Raw genomic sequence first — 18,673 nt, forward strand, 5'->3', positions numbered from 1 at the left:
AGGCATCGAGCGGCCGGGACGGCCGGGGGCGCGGGGGCTCAGGCCGATACCTGGGCTTCGCTGCTCTCAGTGTACCGGGCGATCAGCGCCAGAAGCTCTTCTTCGCTATAGGGCTTGCCCAGGTAGTGATTGACCCCCAGCTCCGCCGCATAGTCGCGATGCTTCTGCGCAATGCGCGAGGTGATCATGATCACCGGCAGGTGCGCCAGCTTCGAGTCGCCTCGGATGTTGCGGACCAGGTCGAAACCGTCCATCCGGGGCATCTCGATGTCGCTGAGGACCACCGCCGGCCGCTCCTCGGCCAGACGCTCCAGGGCCTCCAGGCCGTCCTTGGCGAGCGCCACCCGGTAGCCCTCGCGCACCAGCAGGCGCTGGGTGACGCGACGCACGGTGAGCGAGTCGTCGACCACCAGCACCAGCGGCGTGGCGGGCGCCTCGGGCTGCGGCACCTCCACCGCCGCGGGGGCCGCGGCGGTGGCCTGCAGGGAGGCGGCCGTCATGGCACGCGCGGCCTCGCCGTAGACCGTGGCGAGCGCCACCGGGTTGTAGATCAACGCCACCGCGCCGGAAGCCAGCAGCGTCATGCCGGCCAGACCTGGCAGGCGCGACAGCTGCGGGCCGAGGTTCTTGACCACGACTTCCTGGTTGCCGAGCACCTCGTCCACGTGCAGGGCAATGCGCTGCTGCGCGCTTCGGATCACGACCACCGGCTGGCTGCGGCCGCCTTCGGTTCCTCGCGGGCTGGACTGCAGCAAGGCGCCCAGCCAGAAGAACGGCATGCGCTGGTCGCCCATCGAGTAGCTGCCCGACTCGTAGCAGGCCTCCACCTCCTCGGGCGATGCGCGCCGCACGATCTCCACGAGGTTGGCGGGCACCCCCACCACCACCTGACCGCAACGCAACATCACCACCTGCGTCACGGCGGTGGTCAGCGGCAGCACGAGCTTGAAGCTGGTGCCTTGGCCTGCGGCCGTCGCCGTCTCGATGCGCCCGCCCATCGCGTTCACGTCGGCGCGGACCACGTCCATGCCGACGCCGCGGCCGGCCAGCTCGGTCACCGTTTCGGCCGTCGAGAAGCCCGGGGTGAAGATCAGGTTCGCGAGCTCGGCATCGCTCGGGTGAGCGTCCCGCGAGAGGAGGCCCAGCGCCACCGCACGGTCCCGGATCTTCGGCAGGTTCAGGCCCGCTCCATCATCGCGGAACTCGATGGAGACTTCGTTGCCCTCCTGGTGCAGCGCGACGACGATGGTGCCCACCGGGTCCTTGCCGCGCGCCGCGCGCTCCTCGGGCAACTCGATGCCGTGCGTCACGGAGTTGCGCAGCAGGTGCTCGAACGCGGCCGTCATTCGGTCCAGCACGCCGCGGTCCACTTCGATGGACCCGCCGACGATGTCCAGGCGCACCTGCTTGCCCGTTTCCTTCGCTGCGAGCCGCACCACCCGGTACAGGCGGTCGGACAGCCCCTCGAACTCCACCATGCGGGTGCGCAACAGGTCGTCCTGCAACTCGCGCGTCAGGCGCGCCTGTGCAGCCAGCTCGTCCTCGGCCGTCTCCAACGTGCGCTGGAGCGAGCGCTGCACCGTGGCCACGTCGTTCACCGACTCGGCCATCATGCGCGTGAGCTCCTGGAAGCGGGTGAAACGGTCGAACTCGAGCGGGTCGAACGCATGGCCTTCCGCTTTGGCCTGCTCCATGCGCGAGGCCATCTGCGTTTCCGCCTGCAGCTCGATGTCGCGCAGCTGCAGCCGCAGGCGTTCCAGGTTGTCGTTGAGGTCCCCCAGCGATTGCTTGATCTGCCCCACCTCGGCCTCCAGCCGGGCGCGGGTGATGCTCACTTCGCCGGCCTGGTTGACGAGGCGGTCGAGCAGCTGCGCACGCACGCGCACCGACGCCTGTCCCGAGAGCGACACGGCCCGCGCTGCGACCGGGGCCGCGCCTGAGGCACCCGTGTTGATGAAGCGAGACCAATCGATCTCGACCGGCTCGACCGCGGCGCCCGGTGCGTTCTCGCCCTGCGCGGTCCCGCGGTCGTCGTCCGTCGCCGGCGGCTCGGCCTCGAAGACGGGCTCGACCGCTGCCTCGGCCGCCGCATCCGTCGGCGCCTGGGCCGGCGCCGGGGCGGCTTCAGGCTCGGGCAGACGCTCGGCCACCACGGTCGAGGCGCTCTGCGGCACGGCGGCCAGCGGCTCCACCGCGGCCGCCGCCTCGGCGTAGCTCTGGGCGTCTTGCTGGCGCAGCAGTTCGAACACCGCGTTCAGCGCATCGACCTGGCCGAGCAGCGGCTCGACGTCGGCTCCTCGTACGTCGCCGCGGGCCAGCAGGCGCTCGATCTGGCTTTCCAGCCGGTGCGCCATCTCGCCCAGGCGCATGGCTGCGGCCAGTCGTGCCCCGCCCTTGAAGGTGTGCAACGTGCGCATGCAGGCGTGAGCCGAGGCGGCATGGTCCGGGCGGCCCGCCCATTCGCGCATCTGGGCCGACAGTTGCGGCAGCAGCTCCAGCCCCTCCTCCTCGAAGATCGGGAAGAGGTCGGGGTCCACCGCGTCGACCGCGTCGATGTCCTCGTCGATCTGCACGTCGGCCGGCAGGACCGCGACCGCGGAGCGGGCCGGCGCGCGGGCCTCGATCGCGCCCAACTGCTTGAACTCCGCGCGGCCGAGTTCCAGCGGCATCATCGACGAGGGGGCCGCGAGCTGGGCGGCTGCGGTCACTGCGGCTTCCACGGCCGCCAGCGGGCCGGGCTGCGATGCGGGCTCCCCGACGTCGCCGAGGGCCGACAGATCGATCTCGTCGACACCCAGCGTTTCCTCCGGCCGGTCCAGGCCGCCGGTGCTCGCGGCGCGGTCCTGCGCCAGCCGCGCATGGGCCTGCTCGAGCCGTTGCGCCGACTCGATCTCGTGCGCCGCCAGGCGCTCCAGCAGGGCCGGCGCGGGCTCCTTCAGGAAGCCCGCGGCAAATTGATGCAGCAGTCGCCGGATCTCCTCGGCCACGTCCACGAACAGCCGGGCCTCGTCTTCGGTGCCGCGTCCGATCGCCTGCGAGCGCATCAGGGCGTGCTCGAGCTGGCGCGCGAGATTGGACAGATCGGCGAAGCCGACGGTCGCCGAGCTGCCGGCCAGCGAGTGGGCCAGCGCGATCGCGGTCTCCCCCACGGGCCGGTGCAGCTCCATCCCCCACTCGGCCAGTTCGGTGGTGAGGCGGCGCGACAGCTCGTCCGCCTCGGTGAGGTAGATGTTGAACAGCGGGATGCTGATGCGCAGCGGGCCGACGACCTTGACCTGCTCGCTCGAGGCGTCCGCGCCCGTCGCCGGCGCGCCGCTCGGCTCGCCCTCTGCTTCGCCGCCCGTGGAGGCGGGCGCCGGGGGCTCGGGCTCGGCAGCAGCCGCCACGGCCTCGAGCTCCTGGGGGCTCGCCTCGGCGCCTGGGGTGAGCGGCTCGGCGCCCGGCACTGCCAGCGGGACGGCGGCCTCGTCGGGCTGCACCGAAGGGGCCGGCGAGGGCTCGAGCGGTGGCAGTTCGAGGTCGAAATCCACTTCCAGTCGGGGCATGGCACCCTCGCCCGGCAGGTCCGCGGGCAACGACGCCAGGGACTGCGGCGCCTGCGCGAGCCCTTCGTCGGCTGCCACGGCGGCCTCGGCCTGGAGTTCCTCGCCGGCAGGGGGCGCACCGAGGTCGAGATCTTCGAAGGAGCCTGCCGCCGCCAGCGGCGCTGCGGCCCCTTCGAAGCCGCTCAGATCCAGCTCGAGCGATGGCACCGGCTCGGCCCCGGCGCCAGACGGCTGGGACCCCGTGGACGCCGGCCACTGCAGCTCGAAGTCCTCGACCACCTCGACGCTGGCCGGCTCCAGTTCGCTGGCAGGGAGGGTGTCGACGGGCGGCGTCTGCGCCTGCGGCCGCTCGATCGGCCGCTCGATCGGCTGCAACTCGCCGCGCAGCCGCATCGCGTCCGCGGCGGCGCGCACGGGCGCGCTCGCATGCGCGACGGGGCCGCCCGAGGCGATCTCCCCGATCCACGCGGCGAGGTATTCCAGCGCGTCGCCGGTCAGGGTGCGCAACTCCTCGCTGGCCGGCCGCTGGTCGGCCAGCCACATGTTGTAGAGCTGCTCGCAGGCCCACGCCGCCTCGCCGAAGTCGTGCAACCCGACCATGCGGGAGCTGCCCTTGAGCGTATGGAACGACCGGCGCACGACGGTGATCTGCTCCAGGTCGTCGGGCCCGCTGCCGAGCGCATCGAGCGCCTCGGTCGCGGCGGCCATGACCTCCTGCGCCTCCTCGAGGAAGACGGCGAGCATCTCGTCGTCCTCCTCCGTGACGCCGCCCGGCGCGGGCGCCGGGGCGACGGCGGGCGGCTGCGGCTCGGGCTCGAGCGCCACCGCCTCGGAGGCCGTCGCCACGAAGTCGGCCATCGCCTGAGCCACCTGCTCGCGCGCCTCCAGCGGGTCCGCCTGGCCCTGCTCCACCTGCTCGACGGCCGCACGCGCCTGCGAGAGGGTGGCCGCGAGCGCCGGCTGGTCAGCCACCACCGCTTCCTCGGCCAGTTTCTGCAATTCGGCCGAGACATCCTCCAGCGGCACGTCCTCGCGGGCCGCCGCCTCGGCGAGCGTCTGCGCCTGCTCGATGAGGCGCGGCTCGACCAGCGCGACCGCCGGGGCTTCCACCGCTGGCACCGTCGACGCCGACGGGGTGGCCCGCCCCATCACCGGGCGCAGCTCGCCGGTGTCGCTGTCGAAGACGAACAGCGACTTGGCCATCTGCGGCTGATAGCTCAGCATATCGATCAGGAAGCCGAGCCCGCCGAGATTGCCGGCCAGACGCTCGAAGGTGCCACCGGCCGAGGCGCGCTGGGGGTCCACGTCGCTGGCGATCAGGCCGTCGACGACCTCGCGCATGCGCAGCACCGCTTGCGAGGCCTGATCCATGCCGAGCACCGAGAGCACACCCCGCATCGCGTTGAGCTGGTGCGGCACCGGCACCAGTACGCTGCGGTCGGCGGGATTGCGGAAGAACTGGTCGATCAGCTTTTCCGCTTCCATCAGCGAGCTGCGCAGCTCCTGCACCACGCTGCCCATGGTCTGGCGGTCCGACACGCGGCGGTACAGGTCCTCCATCCACGGCTCGAGAGGCTCGGCCGGCTGCCCCTGGCGCACCGACTCGAGGCGCTGCGCCAGCCGCGCGGTACGCTGGGCCTGCTCCGGGTGATCGAAGTCGACGTCCTCCAGCGACGCCTCCAGGTAGAGCACGCTGGTCGCCACCTCCATCGCCAGCGCCGCCGGCGGGCTCGCCTTGGACTGCACGGTCTGCTGCACGGCGCGCTGCAGGGCTTGCGCCAGCTCGTCGCCGGCCGGGTAGATCTTCTGGAGCGAGTCGCCGACGAGCGCGAACTGCTCGGGCAGGCTCGCCAAGCGGTGCATCTCGCCGCCGGCCACCGCCGACCAGGAGTCCTTGGCCGCCGCGACGCGCTTGCGCGCCTGGGCCAGGAGGGCAGGATCGAACCGGCCGAGCGACGAGTGCTCGTAGTCGACCGGCTGCTCGTCCACCAGGCCGTAGGCCTCGCGCACGGCCTGCAGCCGAGGTGCCGCCACGCCCGAGGGCACGGCGCACTGGGCGCAGAAGAACAGCAGGTCCAGTGCCAGCCGGTCCGAGACGGCCGACTCACCGCGCTCGAGCATGCCGAACTGCGCCAGGATGCGCGCAGCCACCCGCTTGCTGTAGACATCGTTGCGCAGGAGTCCCTGCGCCTGCGCCTCGAAGAACGCGGCCGCCAGCTTCCAGAAGGTGCGGGCCTGCAGGTTGACTGCGCCGGCTCCCAGCCCGGCGCACAGGTCGCTCATGCGCTGCGCGGTGGCCGACGGCGACACGTTGCGCATCAGGGCCAGCAGCAGCGACTCCAGCTCGGTACGCGCCGCGTCGTCGGCCCGGCGCGGCGTCGCGCGCTCGTCGCTGGGCACTTCGGCCCAGCGCCAGTCGGCGTTCCAGAGGTCGGCCGGGTGGACGCGGTCCGCCCCGGCCAGCTCCTGCACCGCCCGGTACTGCGGAAACAGCGACACCGGCGAGACTGCCTTGCCCGCGAGGACCCGGGCAAGGAAGTCCAGCAGGCCGAACGAGGCCTTCTCGATCGCCTCGACCGCTGCCGGCGTGACGCGCTGCGGCTTCTGGATGAAGCGTTGAACCGCCGCCTCCGAGGCCCTGAGCAGGGTGGCCGCGGCCGGCAGGCCGACGAGTTCGAGCGCGCCCACGCCTTGGTGCAGTTGCTGCCGAGCGGTGCGCAGCACCGCGGGGTCGACGCCGTCCACGTCCGAGCCGGCAACGCCCTCGGATTCCTTCAGGAACCGACGCAAGGCCTTGTGTGCCGACTCGAGCGACTTGCGCAGTTCCTCCTGCACCCAAGCCAGTGAGCTCAGGTCATCGCCCATCGTGCTGCGGTTGCTGTCCATGCTGTCTTGCCCATCAATCAGTCATGCGCGGTCCGGCCGCCCCCCTGGCGTCACCCCTCGAGCCGCGGCTACCCGGCCGCGCTGCTGGCGTGCGCCCTCCGTCCTTCAGCAGCACCCGGCGATCCACCGGTCTCGTGCCGGCCGTGGTCGGGAAGAACGTGCGTCCCATGACGAGCGAGGGCGGCAGCGCCGCCCCCTTGCCCGCGTGTTCAGTCGATCTTGAATCGCGCCACCGACTGGCGCAGTTCCTCGGCGGTCTTGGAGAGTTCGCGCACGAGTTGCGCCGTCGAGCGCGTGCCCTCACCCGTCTGCTCGGTCACCGCGAAGATGTGCTGGATGTTGCCCGCCACCACGTTCGCCGACTCCGCCTCGCGAGACGCCTGCTCCGAGATCTGTTCGATCAGCTCGGCCAGGCGCCGCGACACGCTGTCGATCTCGACCAGCGCCGTGCCGGCCGCGTCGGACAGCTTGGCCCCCTCGACCACACCCTGGGTCGAGCGCTCCATGGCGGCCACCGCGTCCTGCGTGTCGGTCTGAATGGTCTTCACCAGCGCCGCGATCTGCCGCGTCGCATCCGCCGAGCGTTCGGCCAGCCGCTGCACTTCCTCGGCCACCACCGAAAAGCCCCGGCCCGCTTCACCGGCCGACGCTGCTTGAATGGCGGCGTTCAGGGCCAGCACGTTCGTCTGCTCGGTAATGTCGGAAATCAGCTCGGTGATCTCGCCGATCTCCTGCGAAGACTCGCCCAGTCGCTTGATCCGCTTGGACGTTTCCTGGATCTGCTCGCGGATCGCGTTCATACCGCCGATGGCGTTCTGCACCGCCTGCAGGCCCTGCTCGGCGGCCTGCAGCGACTGGCGCGCCACCTGGGCCGACTGCTGCGCCTGCGCCGACACCTCGTTGATTCGGCTGGCCATCTGCAGCACCGACTCGCCGGTGTCACGGATCTCGCGCAGCTGCTCGGTCGAGGCGGCCAGCAGCTCGGTCGAGGTCGCTTCCACCTGCTGCGTGGTCTCGGCCACCCGGGTCACCGTGCCTTGCACCTGGGCCACCAGGTTGCGCAGCTCCTCCACGGTGTAGTTCACCGAGTCGGCGATCGCGCCGGTGATGTCCTCGGTCACGGTCGCCTGCTGGGTCAGGTCGCCCTCGGCCACCGTCTGCAGTTCGTTCATGAGCCGCAGAATGGCCGCCTGGGTGGCGTCGTTGACCCGCTTGGCCTCCTGCTCCTGGCGCTCGGCCTCCAGACGCTGCTGTTCGGCGACCCAGGCGCGCTGGCGCTGGTCCTGCAGGTACACGTAGATGAGGCCGCCGATACCCAGCAGCGCCATCGCGACGGTGATGAGCAGCAGCGCAACGTTGAGCGGACCGAAGCCGGCGCGGCCCGACAGCTGCTCCTGCACGGACTCCAGGCCCTTGCGCAGCGGCTCGCTGTCGGCAACGATCGCCGCCTGCGCCTCGCGGGCCGACACCAGGCCCTGCAGGTTGCCGAGGATGGCGCCGGCCTGCGTGCGGGTCTGCTCATACAGGCTCATCAGCGCCTGCAATCTCTCTTTGGTCTGCTCGTCCTTCGAGCCGGGCAGACGCAGTTCGGGGTTGCCCTCCAGCAGGCCTTGGGCGATCTCGCGGAAGGAGTTCAAGTCCTTGCCGAGCAGGAACACCGCCTCCGGGCTCACGCCTTCCATCGTCAGGAACTCGTTGGCGGACTTGCCGATGCGCTGGGTCAGCATCACGAGCTGCCCGGCGGCGGAGATCTCGGCGGGGCTCGCGTTCTGCTGCAGCTTCAAGGACGCGATGGTCTCGGCAATCTCGAGCAGGTCGGAGGACTGGCGGTTGATCGTCCGCAGCGCCTGGCCGACCTGGGTCAGGATCTGCTGCTGCGCCAGCACGGTGGCCGCGTTCTTCTCGGCACGATCGACCAGCGGCAGCAACGGCTCGATGGCCGGCTGGACGGCCGCCGCGGCCGGCTGCACCTCGAGCCCGTCGTCGCCGCGCGCCAGCGCCCGCACGTCGCGCGCCAGCACCGTGGCGCTTTCCTTCACCTCGGGGAAGGCCTGCGGGCTGCCGATCAGCGCCTGCGACACCGACTTGGCGAGCCGCTGCGACTGCATCAGCGCCTGGCCGGACACGCTCACCTGGGTCGCGACCTGGTTCGCAGCGTTTTGCGAGATGATCGTGATGAGCACCAGACCGACCAGACCGCCGATCGTGAGGCCGCCCAGCACCCGCTGCTGCTGGGCCACGGGCATGTGGCCGATCAGCGGCACCTTGGATTGCGGCCCGGCCGTCTCGGCCGTCGTGCCTTCCAGCCGGGTGCCGGCGAAGTCGCCCGGCAGTTCCGAGGGCGCCGCCTCCGAGATGATGGACGAATCCGCGCCCGGCGCCCGCTCCAGCGTCAGCGTGCCGTCCGCGCTGGGCAACGGCAGCTCGTCGAGCCCCTGAGAGGACCCTTCCGTCGGCATGTCCGGCAAGGCGCCCTTGGACGGCTTCTTGCCCAACCCTTTGAACTTGTCGATCAAACCCATAGATCCCTCTAGCTCTTTGCTGTCGAACCCCGGACCTGCGTCCGGTCAGGCGGCGAGCACGACACCGTCTTGCTCACCACCTCTAGCCCACGATCTTCTAGCCCACGATCTTCAAGAAGGCCTCGTCCCCCGCAAGCGCGGCCAGACTCAGCTCTTGCCAACGACGCCCCTGCCCGTCGAGATAACGCGCGCCGGCGAACGCCGGGCGTGGCCGGCCGTCGCCCGGTTCGGCGCGCAATTGCTCCTTGGCCCGCAGGCCCGCCAGCCGTTCGACCAGCAAAGCACAGTTGACCTCGAGACCGGGATTGAATGCGATGAGCCGGGCTTGCTCGCGGCCGGCATCGCCCGCCCCGGGCGACCTGATCCCGAGGAAAGCCGCGAGATCGACCACCCCGTGCAGCCCGCCGCGCAGGTTGGCCACGCCGAGGAACCAGTCGACGGTGTGGGGCACCGGCACGAAAGCGCCGACGGGGAAGATCTCGCCGGCTTCGGCCAGCGGCAGCAGGAAGCCCTGTCCACCGGACTCGACGGCCAGCCAGTTGGCGGTTCGGGCCTCCGTGCGCGCAGCCTGCAGGCGCTCGGCCAGGCGGCTTTGCAGCTCTCGCAGCGCTTCTTTCTTTGCCATGCGTCCTGCCTGATCGGGTGCTAGTCTCGAGGGGCCGGGAGGTGGACGACGGCGCTCAATCGAAAGCGCGGATCTTGGTGATCAGCTCGTCGGCGTCGACGGGCTTGACGATGTAGTCGCGCGCGCCCTGGCGCATGCCCCAGACCTTGTCAGTCTCCTGGTTCTTGCTGGTGCACATGATCACCGGCACATCGGCGTAGTTCGGATCGCGCGTGAGCGAGCGGGTGAGCTGGAAACCGTTTTGCCCCGGCATCACCACATCCATGAGGATGAGATCCGGCTTCTCCTCGGCCAAGCGGCGCATCGCCTCGTCGGCGTTCTCGGCCGTGCGCACGCTGTAACCCTTCTTGGTCAGCAGCTCGGACAAGAAATGCAGTTCGGTCTTGGAATCGTCAACCAACAGGATCTTCTTGATAGGCATGGCTGTTTCCTCACTCGCCGCCCTCCGTCTGAGCGGTCTTGGGTAGCAACAGGGGACGTGGCGGAACCCCGGGCCGGCCGTCTTCAGGCCACTGCGCGGCGGTACTGCTCGACGGCCTGCAGCAACTGGTCTTTGGTGAACGGCTTGGTCAGGTAGTCCTCGGAGCCGACCATACGGCCCCGCGCTTTGTCGAACAGGCCGTCCTTCGACGAGAGCATGATGACCGGGGTGTGCGCGAACTTGGGGTTGCGCTTGATGATGGCGCAGGTCTGGTAGCCGTCCAGCCGCGGCATCAGGATGTCGCAGAAGATGAGGTCGGGTTCGTGGTCGTTGACCTTGGCCAGCGCGTCGAATCCGTCCTCCGCGAGCACGACCTCGTAGCCACCCTGCTTCAGGAAGATCTCGGCGCTGCGCCGGATGGTGTTGCTGTCGTCGATGACCAACACCTTCGCTGCCGCCTCGCCTGGCTTCGCGTTGTCGCTCACTGAGCCCTCTCCTCTCCCACCGGCGCCGCCCGCCGCGCGCCAGGCTCCGAAATTGCCCTGCACTCGCGTGTGGAACCAACCGCCGAGCACCCCCTCACCACCGCCCATGCGCCCGCGCGCGACGTCGCGCGCGGGCAGCGCAAGAGCAACGCGCGCAGGGCGCCGACGGCGGCTTGCGCACACGTTCCGAGAGCCCGCGCGATGCCCCGCCTTGCACGGGCACCCGCCTGGGCTCTCAGAGCTGAACCATCTCGAAATCCTCCTTGCGGGCGCCGCACTCCGGGCACGTCCAGTTCATCGGAACGTCGGCCCAGGCAGTTCCCGGCGGGATGCCATGCTCCGGATCGCCTGCCGATTCGTCGTAGATCCATCCGCAGATCAGGCACATCCAGGTTCGAGACTCGCTCACTTTGTATCAGTTTCACTAGAATGGTGGGAGTCATTGTAGCCCTACGAAGGGCCTGAAACCGCGAGCTTTCGTGCGAACTTACACGCGGTTCTTCACGTGCCCTTGTAACGGCACTCCAACCCGCCGACCCGGCTGCCCATGACCTCGAATCCCAACGCCCAAGACCACGCCGCCACCGCCGAGACCCCCGAGGACCTGAGCGGCCCCCCGTGTGTGATGACCTTCAACGTGAACGACGCCAGCGGGGCGGGCGGCCTGGGCGGCGACGTCGCCACGCTGGCCGCCATGGGGGCGCACGCCCTGCCGGTGGTCACTGGCGTGCTGCTGCGCGACACCGCCGAGGTCTTCGACCACCATGCGATCGACGACGAAGTGATCGTCGAGCAGGCCCGCACGATCCTGGAGGACGCGGCGATCTCCGCCTGGAAGGTCGGCTTCCTCGGCAGCGCCGAGGGCGTGAGCGCGGTGGCCGAGGTGCTTTCCGACTACCCGGACGTTCCGCTGGTGGCCTATCTGCCCAACTTGAGCTGGATGGACGAGGCCACCTCCGAGGCCTACCACGGCGCCTTCCGCGAGCTGGTGCTGCCGCAGACGGAGGTGCTGGTGGGCAATCACAAGACGCTCACCGACTTCCTGCTGCCCGAATGGGACGCCGACCGCCCGGCCTCGCCGCGCGAGCTGGCCGCGGCGGCGGCCGAGCACGGCACGCGCTTCGTGCTGATCACCGGCGTCCAGTTGCCCGACCACTACGTGGACAACGTCCTGGCCTCGGCCGAGGGTGCCATCACCGGCGAGAAGTTCGAGCGCTTCGACACCAGCTTCGTCGGCGCAGGCGACACGCTGTCGGCCGCACTGGCGGCCATGATCGCCAACGGCGCCGAGTTGCACCTGGCCGTCTCCGAAGCCCTGACCTTCCTCGACCAATCGCTCGATGCCGGCTTCCGCCCGGGCATGGGATCGGTCGTGCCCGACCGGTTCTTCTGGGCCCAGCCACCGGCCGAGGAAGGCGCAGCCCAGGAAGGCGGCGAAGACGACATCGAACCCCAGGACCCCCGACATGTCCACTAATGCCAGCCTGTTCGATCGCGCGCAACGCGTGATCCCGGGCGGCGTGAACTCGCCCGTGCGCGCCTTTCGCGCGGTGGGCGGCACGCCGCGTTTCATCGCCCGCGCCGAGGGTGCCTACCTGTTCGACGCCGAGGGCCGGCGCTACATCGACTACATCGGCTCGTGGGGCCCCATGATCCTCGGCCACGGGCATCCGGCCGTGCTCGATGCGGTCGAGCGCGCGGTGCGCCAGGGCCTGTCGTTCGGCGCGCCGACCGAGCGCGAGATCGAACTGGCCGAGGAGATCCTCAAGCTCGTGCCGTCGATGGAGCAGGTGCGACTGGTGAGCTCGGGCACCGAGGCGGCGATGAGCGCGATCCGGCTGGCACGCGGCCACACGGGCCGCGCCAAGCTCGTCAAGTTCGAGGGCTGCTACCACGGTCACGCCGATGCCCTGCTGGTCAAGGCGGGCTCGGGGCTGGCGACCTTCGGCAACCCGACCAGCGCCGGGGTGCCGCCGGAGGTCGTCCAGCACACGCTGGTGCTCGAATACAACAACCTCGAGCAGCTGGAGGAAGCGTTCGCGCGGCACGGACAGGACATCGCCTGCGTGATGATCGAGCCGATCGCGGGCAACATGAACTTCGTGCGTGCCGAGCCGGCGTTCGTGCGCCGCCTGCGCGAGCTGTGCACCGAGCACGGGGCGCTGCTCGTCTTCGACGAGGTGATGACCGGCTTTCGCGTCGGGCTGGAGAGCGCGCAGGGCTTGTACGCGCGCCTGTTGCCCGGCTTCCGGCCGGACCTGAGCGTCTTCGGCAAGGTCATCGGCGGGGGCATGCCGCTGGCGGCCTTCGGCGGACCGCGCGAGGTGATGGAAAAGCTCGCCCCGGTGGGGCCGGTGTACCAGGCCGGCACGCTCTCGGGCAACCCGGTGGCCACCGCCTGCGGCCTGGCCACGCTCAAGGAGATCCAGCGGCCGGGCTTCTTCGAGTCGCTGGGCGCGCGCACACGCAGCCTGGTGGACGGCCTGCTCGACGTCGCGCGCGAGGCAGGCGTGCCGATGAGCGGTGACAGCGAGGGCGGCATGTTCGGCTTCTTCTTTACGGGGCGACTGCCGCGCCACTACGGCGAGGTCATGGCCACCGACAAGGAGCGCTTCAGCCGGTTCTTCCACGCGATGCTCGATCGCGGGGTGTATCTCGCGCCCGCGCTGTACGAAGCCGGTTTCGTCAGTGCTGCGCATACCGAGGCGGACATCCAGGCCACGCTGGAGGCCGCGCGCGAGGCGCTGCGGGCGCGCTGAGCACGCGCCGGTTCAGCCCGGGCCGGCCCCCTCGCCCAAGCACACGCCGATCTCCCTCGCGCACACGAGCAGGGGGTGGTCGGCCGGCACGCGCCGGTTGCGCCCGGCCACGTCCTCGATCGGGATGCTGGCGATGCGCCCTTGCTGCAGCGTGACCATGCGACCGAACGCGCCTTGCAGCACCAGCTGCGCCGCATGGTGGCCGTACTGCGTCGCGAGCACGCGGTCGAAGGGCGTGGGGCTGCCGCCCCGCTGCACATGCCCCAGCACCGTGGAGCGCACTTCGCTGTCGAGCAGGGGTTGGAGCTGCTCGCGCAGCACGTGGGCGATGCCGCCCAGCCGGATGGGGTCGTCTGCGCCGGCCACGCGGCGCTCGACCGTGTAGCCCGCGCCGCGGGCCCGGGCCCCCTCGGCGACGCAGATGACGGTGTAGCGCTGCCGACCTTCGCGCTGCCGGCACACCTCGGCCACCGCCTCCACGTCGTACTCGATCTCGGGCAGCAGGATCACGTCGGCCGCGGCCGCCACGCCCGCCTCGAGTGCGATCCAGCCTGCATAGCGGCCCATCGTCTCGACGATCATCACGCGCCCGTGGCTCTGGCCGGTGGTCTGTACGCGCTCCAGCGCCTCGGTCACGATGCTCACGGCCGTGTCGAACCCGAAGCTGCGCTCGCAGCCTTCGATGTCGTTGTCGATGGTCTTGGGCACCCCGACGAAGGCCAGGCCGTGGGCCGCCATGGCGTGAGCGATGCTCATGGTGCCGTCGCCGCCGATGGCGACGATCGCGTCCAGCCGCCACGTCCTGGCGTGCTCGAGCGCGCGGCTCATCGCCTGCTCGCTCGCCAGCGGGCTGCCGCGGTTGCTCGTGCCCAGGATGGTGCCGCCGGTGGCGATGATGCCGCTCACGGCCTCCCAGCCCAACGGCCGCCCGCGCCCCTCGATCAGCCCCTCGAAGCCGTCCTCGATGCCCCAGACCTCGGCCGGGCCGTGGTGGATCAAGGACTTGGTGACTGCGCGGATCACCGCATTGAGACCGGCGCAGTCCCCCCCTCCGGTCAACACGCCCACACGCATCGTCTGTTCCCTGCGTCACATGGAGCAGGCAGTGTAGGGCCATCGCGGCGGCCTCCGCAGGGTGAACAGTCCCTAGAATGGCCGTCCATGCACATTCACATCCTCGGCATCTGCGGCACCTTCATGGGCGGCGTGGCAGCGCTCGCGCGTGAAGCGGGCCACCGCGTGACCGGCTGCGACGCGGGCGTCTATCCGCCGATGAGCGACCAGCTGCGCCAGCTCGGCATCGAGCTGATCGAAGGCTACGACACGGACCAGCTCGAACTCGAGCCCGACGTATGGGTGGTGGGCAACGTGGTGAGCCGCGGCAACCCGCTGATGGAGGCCATCCTGGAGCAAGGGCTGCGCTACACGAGCGGGCCGCAGTGGCTCGCCGAGGAAGTGCTGCAGGGCCGCCACGTGCTGGCGGTGGCCGGCACGCACGGCAAGACCACCACCACCTCCATGCTCGCCTGGGTGCTGGAGCACGCGGGGCTGGCACCCGGCTTCCTCGTGGGCGGCGTGCCTCAGAACTTCGGCGTCTCCGCCCGGCTCGGTTCGGGGCGCTGCTTCGTCATCGAAGCCGACGAGTACGACACGGCCTTCTTCGACAAGCGCAGCAAGTTCGTGCACTACCGGCCGCGCACCGCCGTGCTCAACAACCTGGAGTTCGATCACGCGGACATCTTCGAGGATCTGGCCGCGATCGAGAAGCAGTTCCACCACCTGGTGCGCACGGTGCCGGGCAGCGGCCGGCTCGTCGTCAACGGCCGCGAAGCGAGCCTGTCGCGGGTGCTGGCGCGCGGTTGCTGGAGCGGCATCGAGCGTTTCGGCGTCCCGGCAGGCTGGAGCGCGGTGGGAGAGCCGCACGCCTTCGACGTGCTGCGCGACGGCACGCGCGTGGCGCGCGTGGAGTGGGACCTGCTGGGCGAACACAACCAGATGAACGCGCTGGCGGTCTTCGCGGCGGCCGACCACGTCGGTGTCGGCCCCGAGGCCACGGCGCGCGCGCTCGGCGAGTTCCGCAACGTCAAACGCCGGCTCGAGCTGCGCGGCGAGTCGCAGGGCGTGAAGGTGTATGACGACTTCGCACACCATCCGACGGCGATCCGCACCACGATCGACGGGCTGCGCCGCCGGGTGGGCAGCGAACGGATCCTGGCGGTGTTCGAGCCCCGTTCCAACACCATGAAGCTCGGCACGATGAAGGCGCAGCTGCCGTGGTCGCTGGAGCAGGCCGACCTCGCTTTCTGCCACGCGGGAGGCCTGGGCTGGGACGCCGCGCAAGCCCTCGCTCCGATGGGCGAGCGCGCGACGGTCGAAGACGACATCGACCGCCTGGTGGATCGCGTGGTGGCCGTCGCCCGCCCGGGCGACCACGTGCTGTGCATGAGCAACGGGGGCTTCGGCGGCATCCACACCAAGCTGCTGCGCGCGCTCGCGCAGACGCGCTGACCGCCACGCCGCCCGCGCCCCGACGGACGCCGGGCGGTCAGGCGCGCGCAGCTTCAGCCGCGCTGCATGCCGGCGCGCAGGGCCTGGCGCAGCAGGGCCAGGCTGTCTTCCAGATGCGCCCGCGTCTCGAGCGTCGCGCCGGGGCGTCGCAGCGCCTGCTGCAGCCGGGCCTCCAGGGCGCGGGCGTGCCATCGCAGCAGGCTCACGGCGTCCGGCGGCATGCCGGCGGCCGGGCGCGTGATCGCCTGCACCACGCGGCGCAGATGCTCGCGCTGGAGGTTGCGCCGCAGCCGGTCGATCGGGCCTGCGGAGGCGAGTTCGGCCCACACCGCATCCTGCAAAGTGCGATACACCTCCGCCAGCGACAAGGCCTGCGCCGCCTGGGCCTGCCCGAGGTAATGCGGCAGGTCGAGCAGGCGGTTCGCGGTGCCGGCGGAGTACAGCCGGTCGAGCGCCATGGACTGCACGCGCAGCACGGCGTCCGGAATGCTCACCGGCCCTTCGGCATCGCGGTCCAGGTAGTCCGGCGGCAAGCTGCGCAGAAACTCCGGCCGGAACCGGAAGCTGTCGGTCGCGAAGAGGTGGCTCGTGAGCAGCCGCAAGGCCTCCCGCTGGCGCGCCGGCTCCACCGGCGTGTAGGTGCGCCGCGCCGTGCCGGGCAGGTCGCGCACCTGCACCATGCCGCCGACGTACTTGCCGGCGAGCTCGATGGTGCGATCGAGCTGCCGGAAGCCGCCGAGCAGGATGCGCCGCTCGCGCACCGGGTCCCGCCCGGAGGGGGGCCGGCTCTGCACGCGCTGCCACAGCTCCTGCGTGAGCCGCAGCCGCTTCTGGGCATAGGCGAGCGGATCGTCGCCGAGGTCGAAGCGGTTCGCGGTCGGATCGATCCCCTCGAACCCGCCGAAGCCTCCGGCGTCGTAGTCGTCGCCGAAGGCGAGCGCCGGCTCGGTGCTGCGCGACGCGATGCGCAGGAGTTCCTCCTCTTCCCGTTCGGCAGGCAGCGGCCGGTAGGCGTACTCGATCGCCCAGTAGTCGTAGGGGCCGAGCGTGGTGTTGATGTACGCGCCCTGCGGCTCGCCCGGCAAGGCGAGGTTGAAGGGGTTGTAGTCCATCACCGATCCGGAGGTGCCGTCGCGCTGCGTACGCGTACGGTCCAGCAGCGCCTCGCGCTGCACGGTGGTGGAGGCTTTGAAGTTGTGCTTGAGGCCCAGCGTGTGGCCCACCTCATGCATGATGGTGTCCTTGACCACCGCCTGCACGAAGGCCTCGGCCTCCGGGCCGTCCGGGTCGATGTCGCCCCGGGCGGCCAGCACCTCCAGCGCGAAGTCGAGCTCTGCGGCGGCCTCCATCGCGTAGTGGCAGTCGTCGGCTGCCGGCTCGTGCGCATGCTCGTCCGCGGCGCCCGGGCGGCCGGTCTCGGCCGCGGCGGCCGATCGGGTTCCCTGCTCCACGAAGAAGCGGCGCGCGCTGCGCGTGAAGACGTCCGCCATGGCGATGTCGGCGTCCAGGATCTCGCCGGTACGCGGATCGGAGTGATGAGGCCCGCGCGCCGTACCGGCGTCGGCGCCCACGTACCAACGAATCGACGCGTGCCGCGCGTCCAGCGTGTTCCAGTCGGCATCGTCGCTTTGCTGCTTCACGACCAGCGCGTCGCGGAACCCGATGCGCTCGAACGCCTTGTTCCACTCGAGCACGCCGGCCCGCACCGCGTCGCGATAGCGGGGCGGGATGTTCTTGTCCAGCCAGAAGACGATCGGCTCTTTCGGGGGGGACAGCGGCGCCTGCGGATCGGCCTTCTCCAGGCGCCACCGATTGACGAAGTGCACACGCCCCGGGGTGCGGGCCTCGTTGGCGAGGTCGACGAAGGCGTCGGTGAAGTGCCCCAGGCGCGGATCGGCCTTGCGCGGGCGCATCGGCTGCTCGGGCAGCCGCACGAAGTTGTAGACGAAGCCGACGAAGAAGCTGCGGGCGTCGGGAGGCGACTGCGGTACTCGCGCGCCCGAGGAAGCCTGCGGCAGGCGGGGCACCGCGAAATGGGTGCGCACCTTCACCGAGCTGGCCGAAGGCTGAGCCCACACCTGCTCGAAGAAGGAGTTGGTGCGATCGAAACCGTAAGGGATGCGGAACGCCGCCTCGATCGCACCCGAGTAGCCGGCCACGTCGCCGAGCAGGAAGCCTGCGTCGAGGAGCACGGACTTGCGCTCCGGGTGCTCCTGACTCGCGACGGGTCCGGCCCCGAGCAGGCTCTCGGAGAACCCTTGGGCGATGGCGCGCTGCAGGGCGAGCTGCCCCTCGGCGCGCCAGCCGAGGTTGCGCGCCACCAGTTGCATCTGGGTTCCGACGCGCCGGAAGCTGGCCACCCAGCTGTTGCCCATCTGGCTGGCATAGAGGCCGCGCTCGCCCACGGAACTGTCGATGTTCACCGTCAGCAAGAAGGGCTGTTCGAGCCGTGCGACGGGCACCTCGATCCACAGCTTCTCGTCCTTGCGCCACAGGGGGAAGTACCCGGGCGTCTGCGTGGCCCCTCGCACGACCTCGGCGAAAGGCTTGAGCCCGCCCGGCTCCACGCGCGAAGGGGACGGCGCGTCTGCCGACGCCTTGGACGCCGGAGTCTCGCCCGGCGAGACCGGATGGACGGGCCGGGACTCGGGCTGGGGGGGCGACTGAGGGGACAGCGTGGCGCAGCCGGCCAGCAGCAGGGCGGCCGCCCCCGACCCCCAGCGGCGACCCGCGGGCGAGGACAAAGCCGTCGGCCGCCGGTTGCGGGGGCGTCGGCCAGAAAGATGCAACTTCACTCGACTTCCTTTGGGCGCGCAATTCGGCTGCGGCTGCCCGCCGCGGCGGCGGCTTCCTTCGCGCCGGCCGCAGCCAGTATAGGAAGACGGGCCGCCGTGCGGCAGGTGCAGGGGCACCGGGCTTGCA

The 18,673-nt window shown here is 70.7% G+C and carries 11 protein-coding genes; 3 read left to right on the forward strand and 8 right to left on the reverse strand.

The window, feature by feature from the left end; genetic code table 11:
* Positions 1 to 38: 38 nt before the first annotated feature.
* The 6 genes from OMP39_RS12130 to OMP39_RS12155 all read right to left on the reverse strand — a co-directional run bounded on the left by OMP39_RS12130 (position 39) and on the right by OMP39_RS12155 (position 10,872).
* Positions 39 to 6,431, reverse strand: a complete 6,393-nt coding sequence (locus OMP39_RS12130) for a FimL-related protein (protein ID WP_264891975.1) — start codon at positions 6,429 to 6,431, stop codon at positions 39 to 41.
* A 209-nt stretch (positions 6,432 to 6,640) separates the two neighbouring features.
* Positions 6,641 to 8,953 carry a methyl-accepting chemotaxis protein gene (locus OMP39_RS12135; protein ID WP_264891976.1) on the reverse strand — a complete coding sequence of 771 codons (2,313 nt, stop codon included), beginning with the start codon at positions 8,951 to 8,953 and terminating at the stop codon, positions 6,641 to 6,643.
* A 97-nt stretch (positions 8,954 to 9,050) separates the two neighbouring features.
* Complete coding sequence (locus OMP39_RS12140; RefSeq protein WP_264891977.1) at positions 9,051 to 9,578, reverse strand: chemotaxis protein CheW; 528 nt, start codon at positions 9,576 to 9,578, stop codon at positions 9,051 to 9,053.
* 55 nt (positions 9,579 to 9,633) lie between these two features.
* On the reverse strand, positions 9,634 to 9,999 hold the full coding sequence (locus tag OMP39_RS12145) for a response regulator transcription factor (RefSeq protein ID WP_264891978.1): 366 nt from the start codon (positions 9,997 to 9,999) through the stop codon (positions 9,634 to 9,636).
* Positions 10,000 to 10,082: 83 nt separating this feature from the next.
* On the reverse strand, positions 10,083 to 10,484 hold the full coding sequence (locus tag OMP39_RS12150; protein WP_264891979.1) for a response regulator: 402 nt from the start codon (positions 10,482 to 10,484) through the stop codon (positions 10,083 to 10,085).
* Positions 10,485 to 10,719: 235 nt separating this feature from the next.
* On the reverse strand, positions 10,720 to 10,872 hold the full coding sequence (locus OMP39_RS12155) for a rubredoxin (protein ID WP_264894563.1): 153 nt from the start codon (positions 10,870 to 10,872) through the stop codon (positions 10,720 to 10,722).
* 159 nt (positions 10,873 to 11,031) lie between these two features.
* Here OMP39_RS12155 and thiD point away from each other — a divergent pair, with 159 nt between their 5' ends.
* Both thiD and hemL read left to right on the forward strand, forming a co-directional pair.
* Complete coding sequence (thiD, locus tag OMP39_RS12160) at positions 11,032 to 11,961, forward strand: bifunctional hydroxymethylpyrimidine kinase/phosphomethylpyrimidine kinase (protein WP_425340635.1); 930 nt, start codon at positions 11,032 to 11,034, stop codon at positions 11,959 to 11,961.
* A complete protein-coding gene (gene hemL, locus OMP39_RS12165) occupies positions 11,951 to 13,243 on the forward strand; it encodes a glutamate-1-semialdehyde 2,1-aminomutase (protein ID WP_264891980.1) in 1,293 nt (430 codons plus the stop codon). The genes thiD and hemL overlap by 11 nt, the downstream gene beginning before the upstream one ends.
* Before the next feature lie 12 nt (positions 13,244 to 13,255).
* Here hemL and OMP39_RS12170 read toward each other — a convergent pair whose 3' ends face one another.
* Positions 13,256 to 14,317 (reverse strand): 6-phosphofructokinase, encoded by a 1,062-nt coding sequence (locus OMP39_RS12170; protein ID WP_264891981.1) that lies wholly within the window; start codon positions 14,315 to 14,317, stop codon positions 13,256 to 13,258.
* A gap of 87 nt (positions 14,318 to 14,404) precedes the next feature.
* Here OMP39_RS12170 and mpl point away from each other — a divergent pair, with 87 nt between their 5' ends.
* Entirely contained in the window at positions 14,405 to 15,751 is a 1,347-nt protein-coding gene (gene mpl, locus OMP39_RS12175) for a UDP-N-acetylmuramate:L-alanyl-gamma-D-glutamyl-meso-diaminopimelate ligase (protein WP_264891982.1), read from the forward strand.
* 53 nt (positions 15,752 to 15,804) lie between these two features.
* On the opposite strand, the gene OMP39_RS12180 is transcribed toward mpl, so the two are convergent.
* Positions 15,805 to 18,546: a zinc-dependent metalloprotease gene (locus OMP39_RS12180; protein ID WP_264891983.1), complete on the reverse strand. Its 2,742-nt coding sequence runs from the start codon at positions 18,544 to 18,546 to the stop codon at positions 15,805 to 15,807.
* Between the last annotated feature and the right edge of the window lie 127 nt (positions 18,547 to 18,673).

Origin of the sequence: Schlegelella aquatica, assembly GCF_026013905.1 — a bacterium.
Taxonomy (GTDB): Bacteria; Pseudomonadota; Gammaproteobacteria; order Burkholderiales; family Burkholderiaceae_C; genus Caldimonas; species Caldimonas aquatica.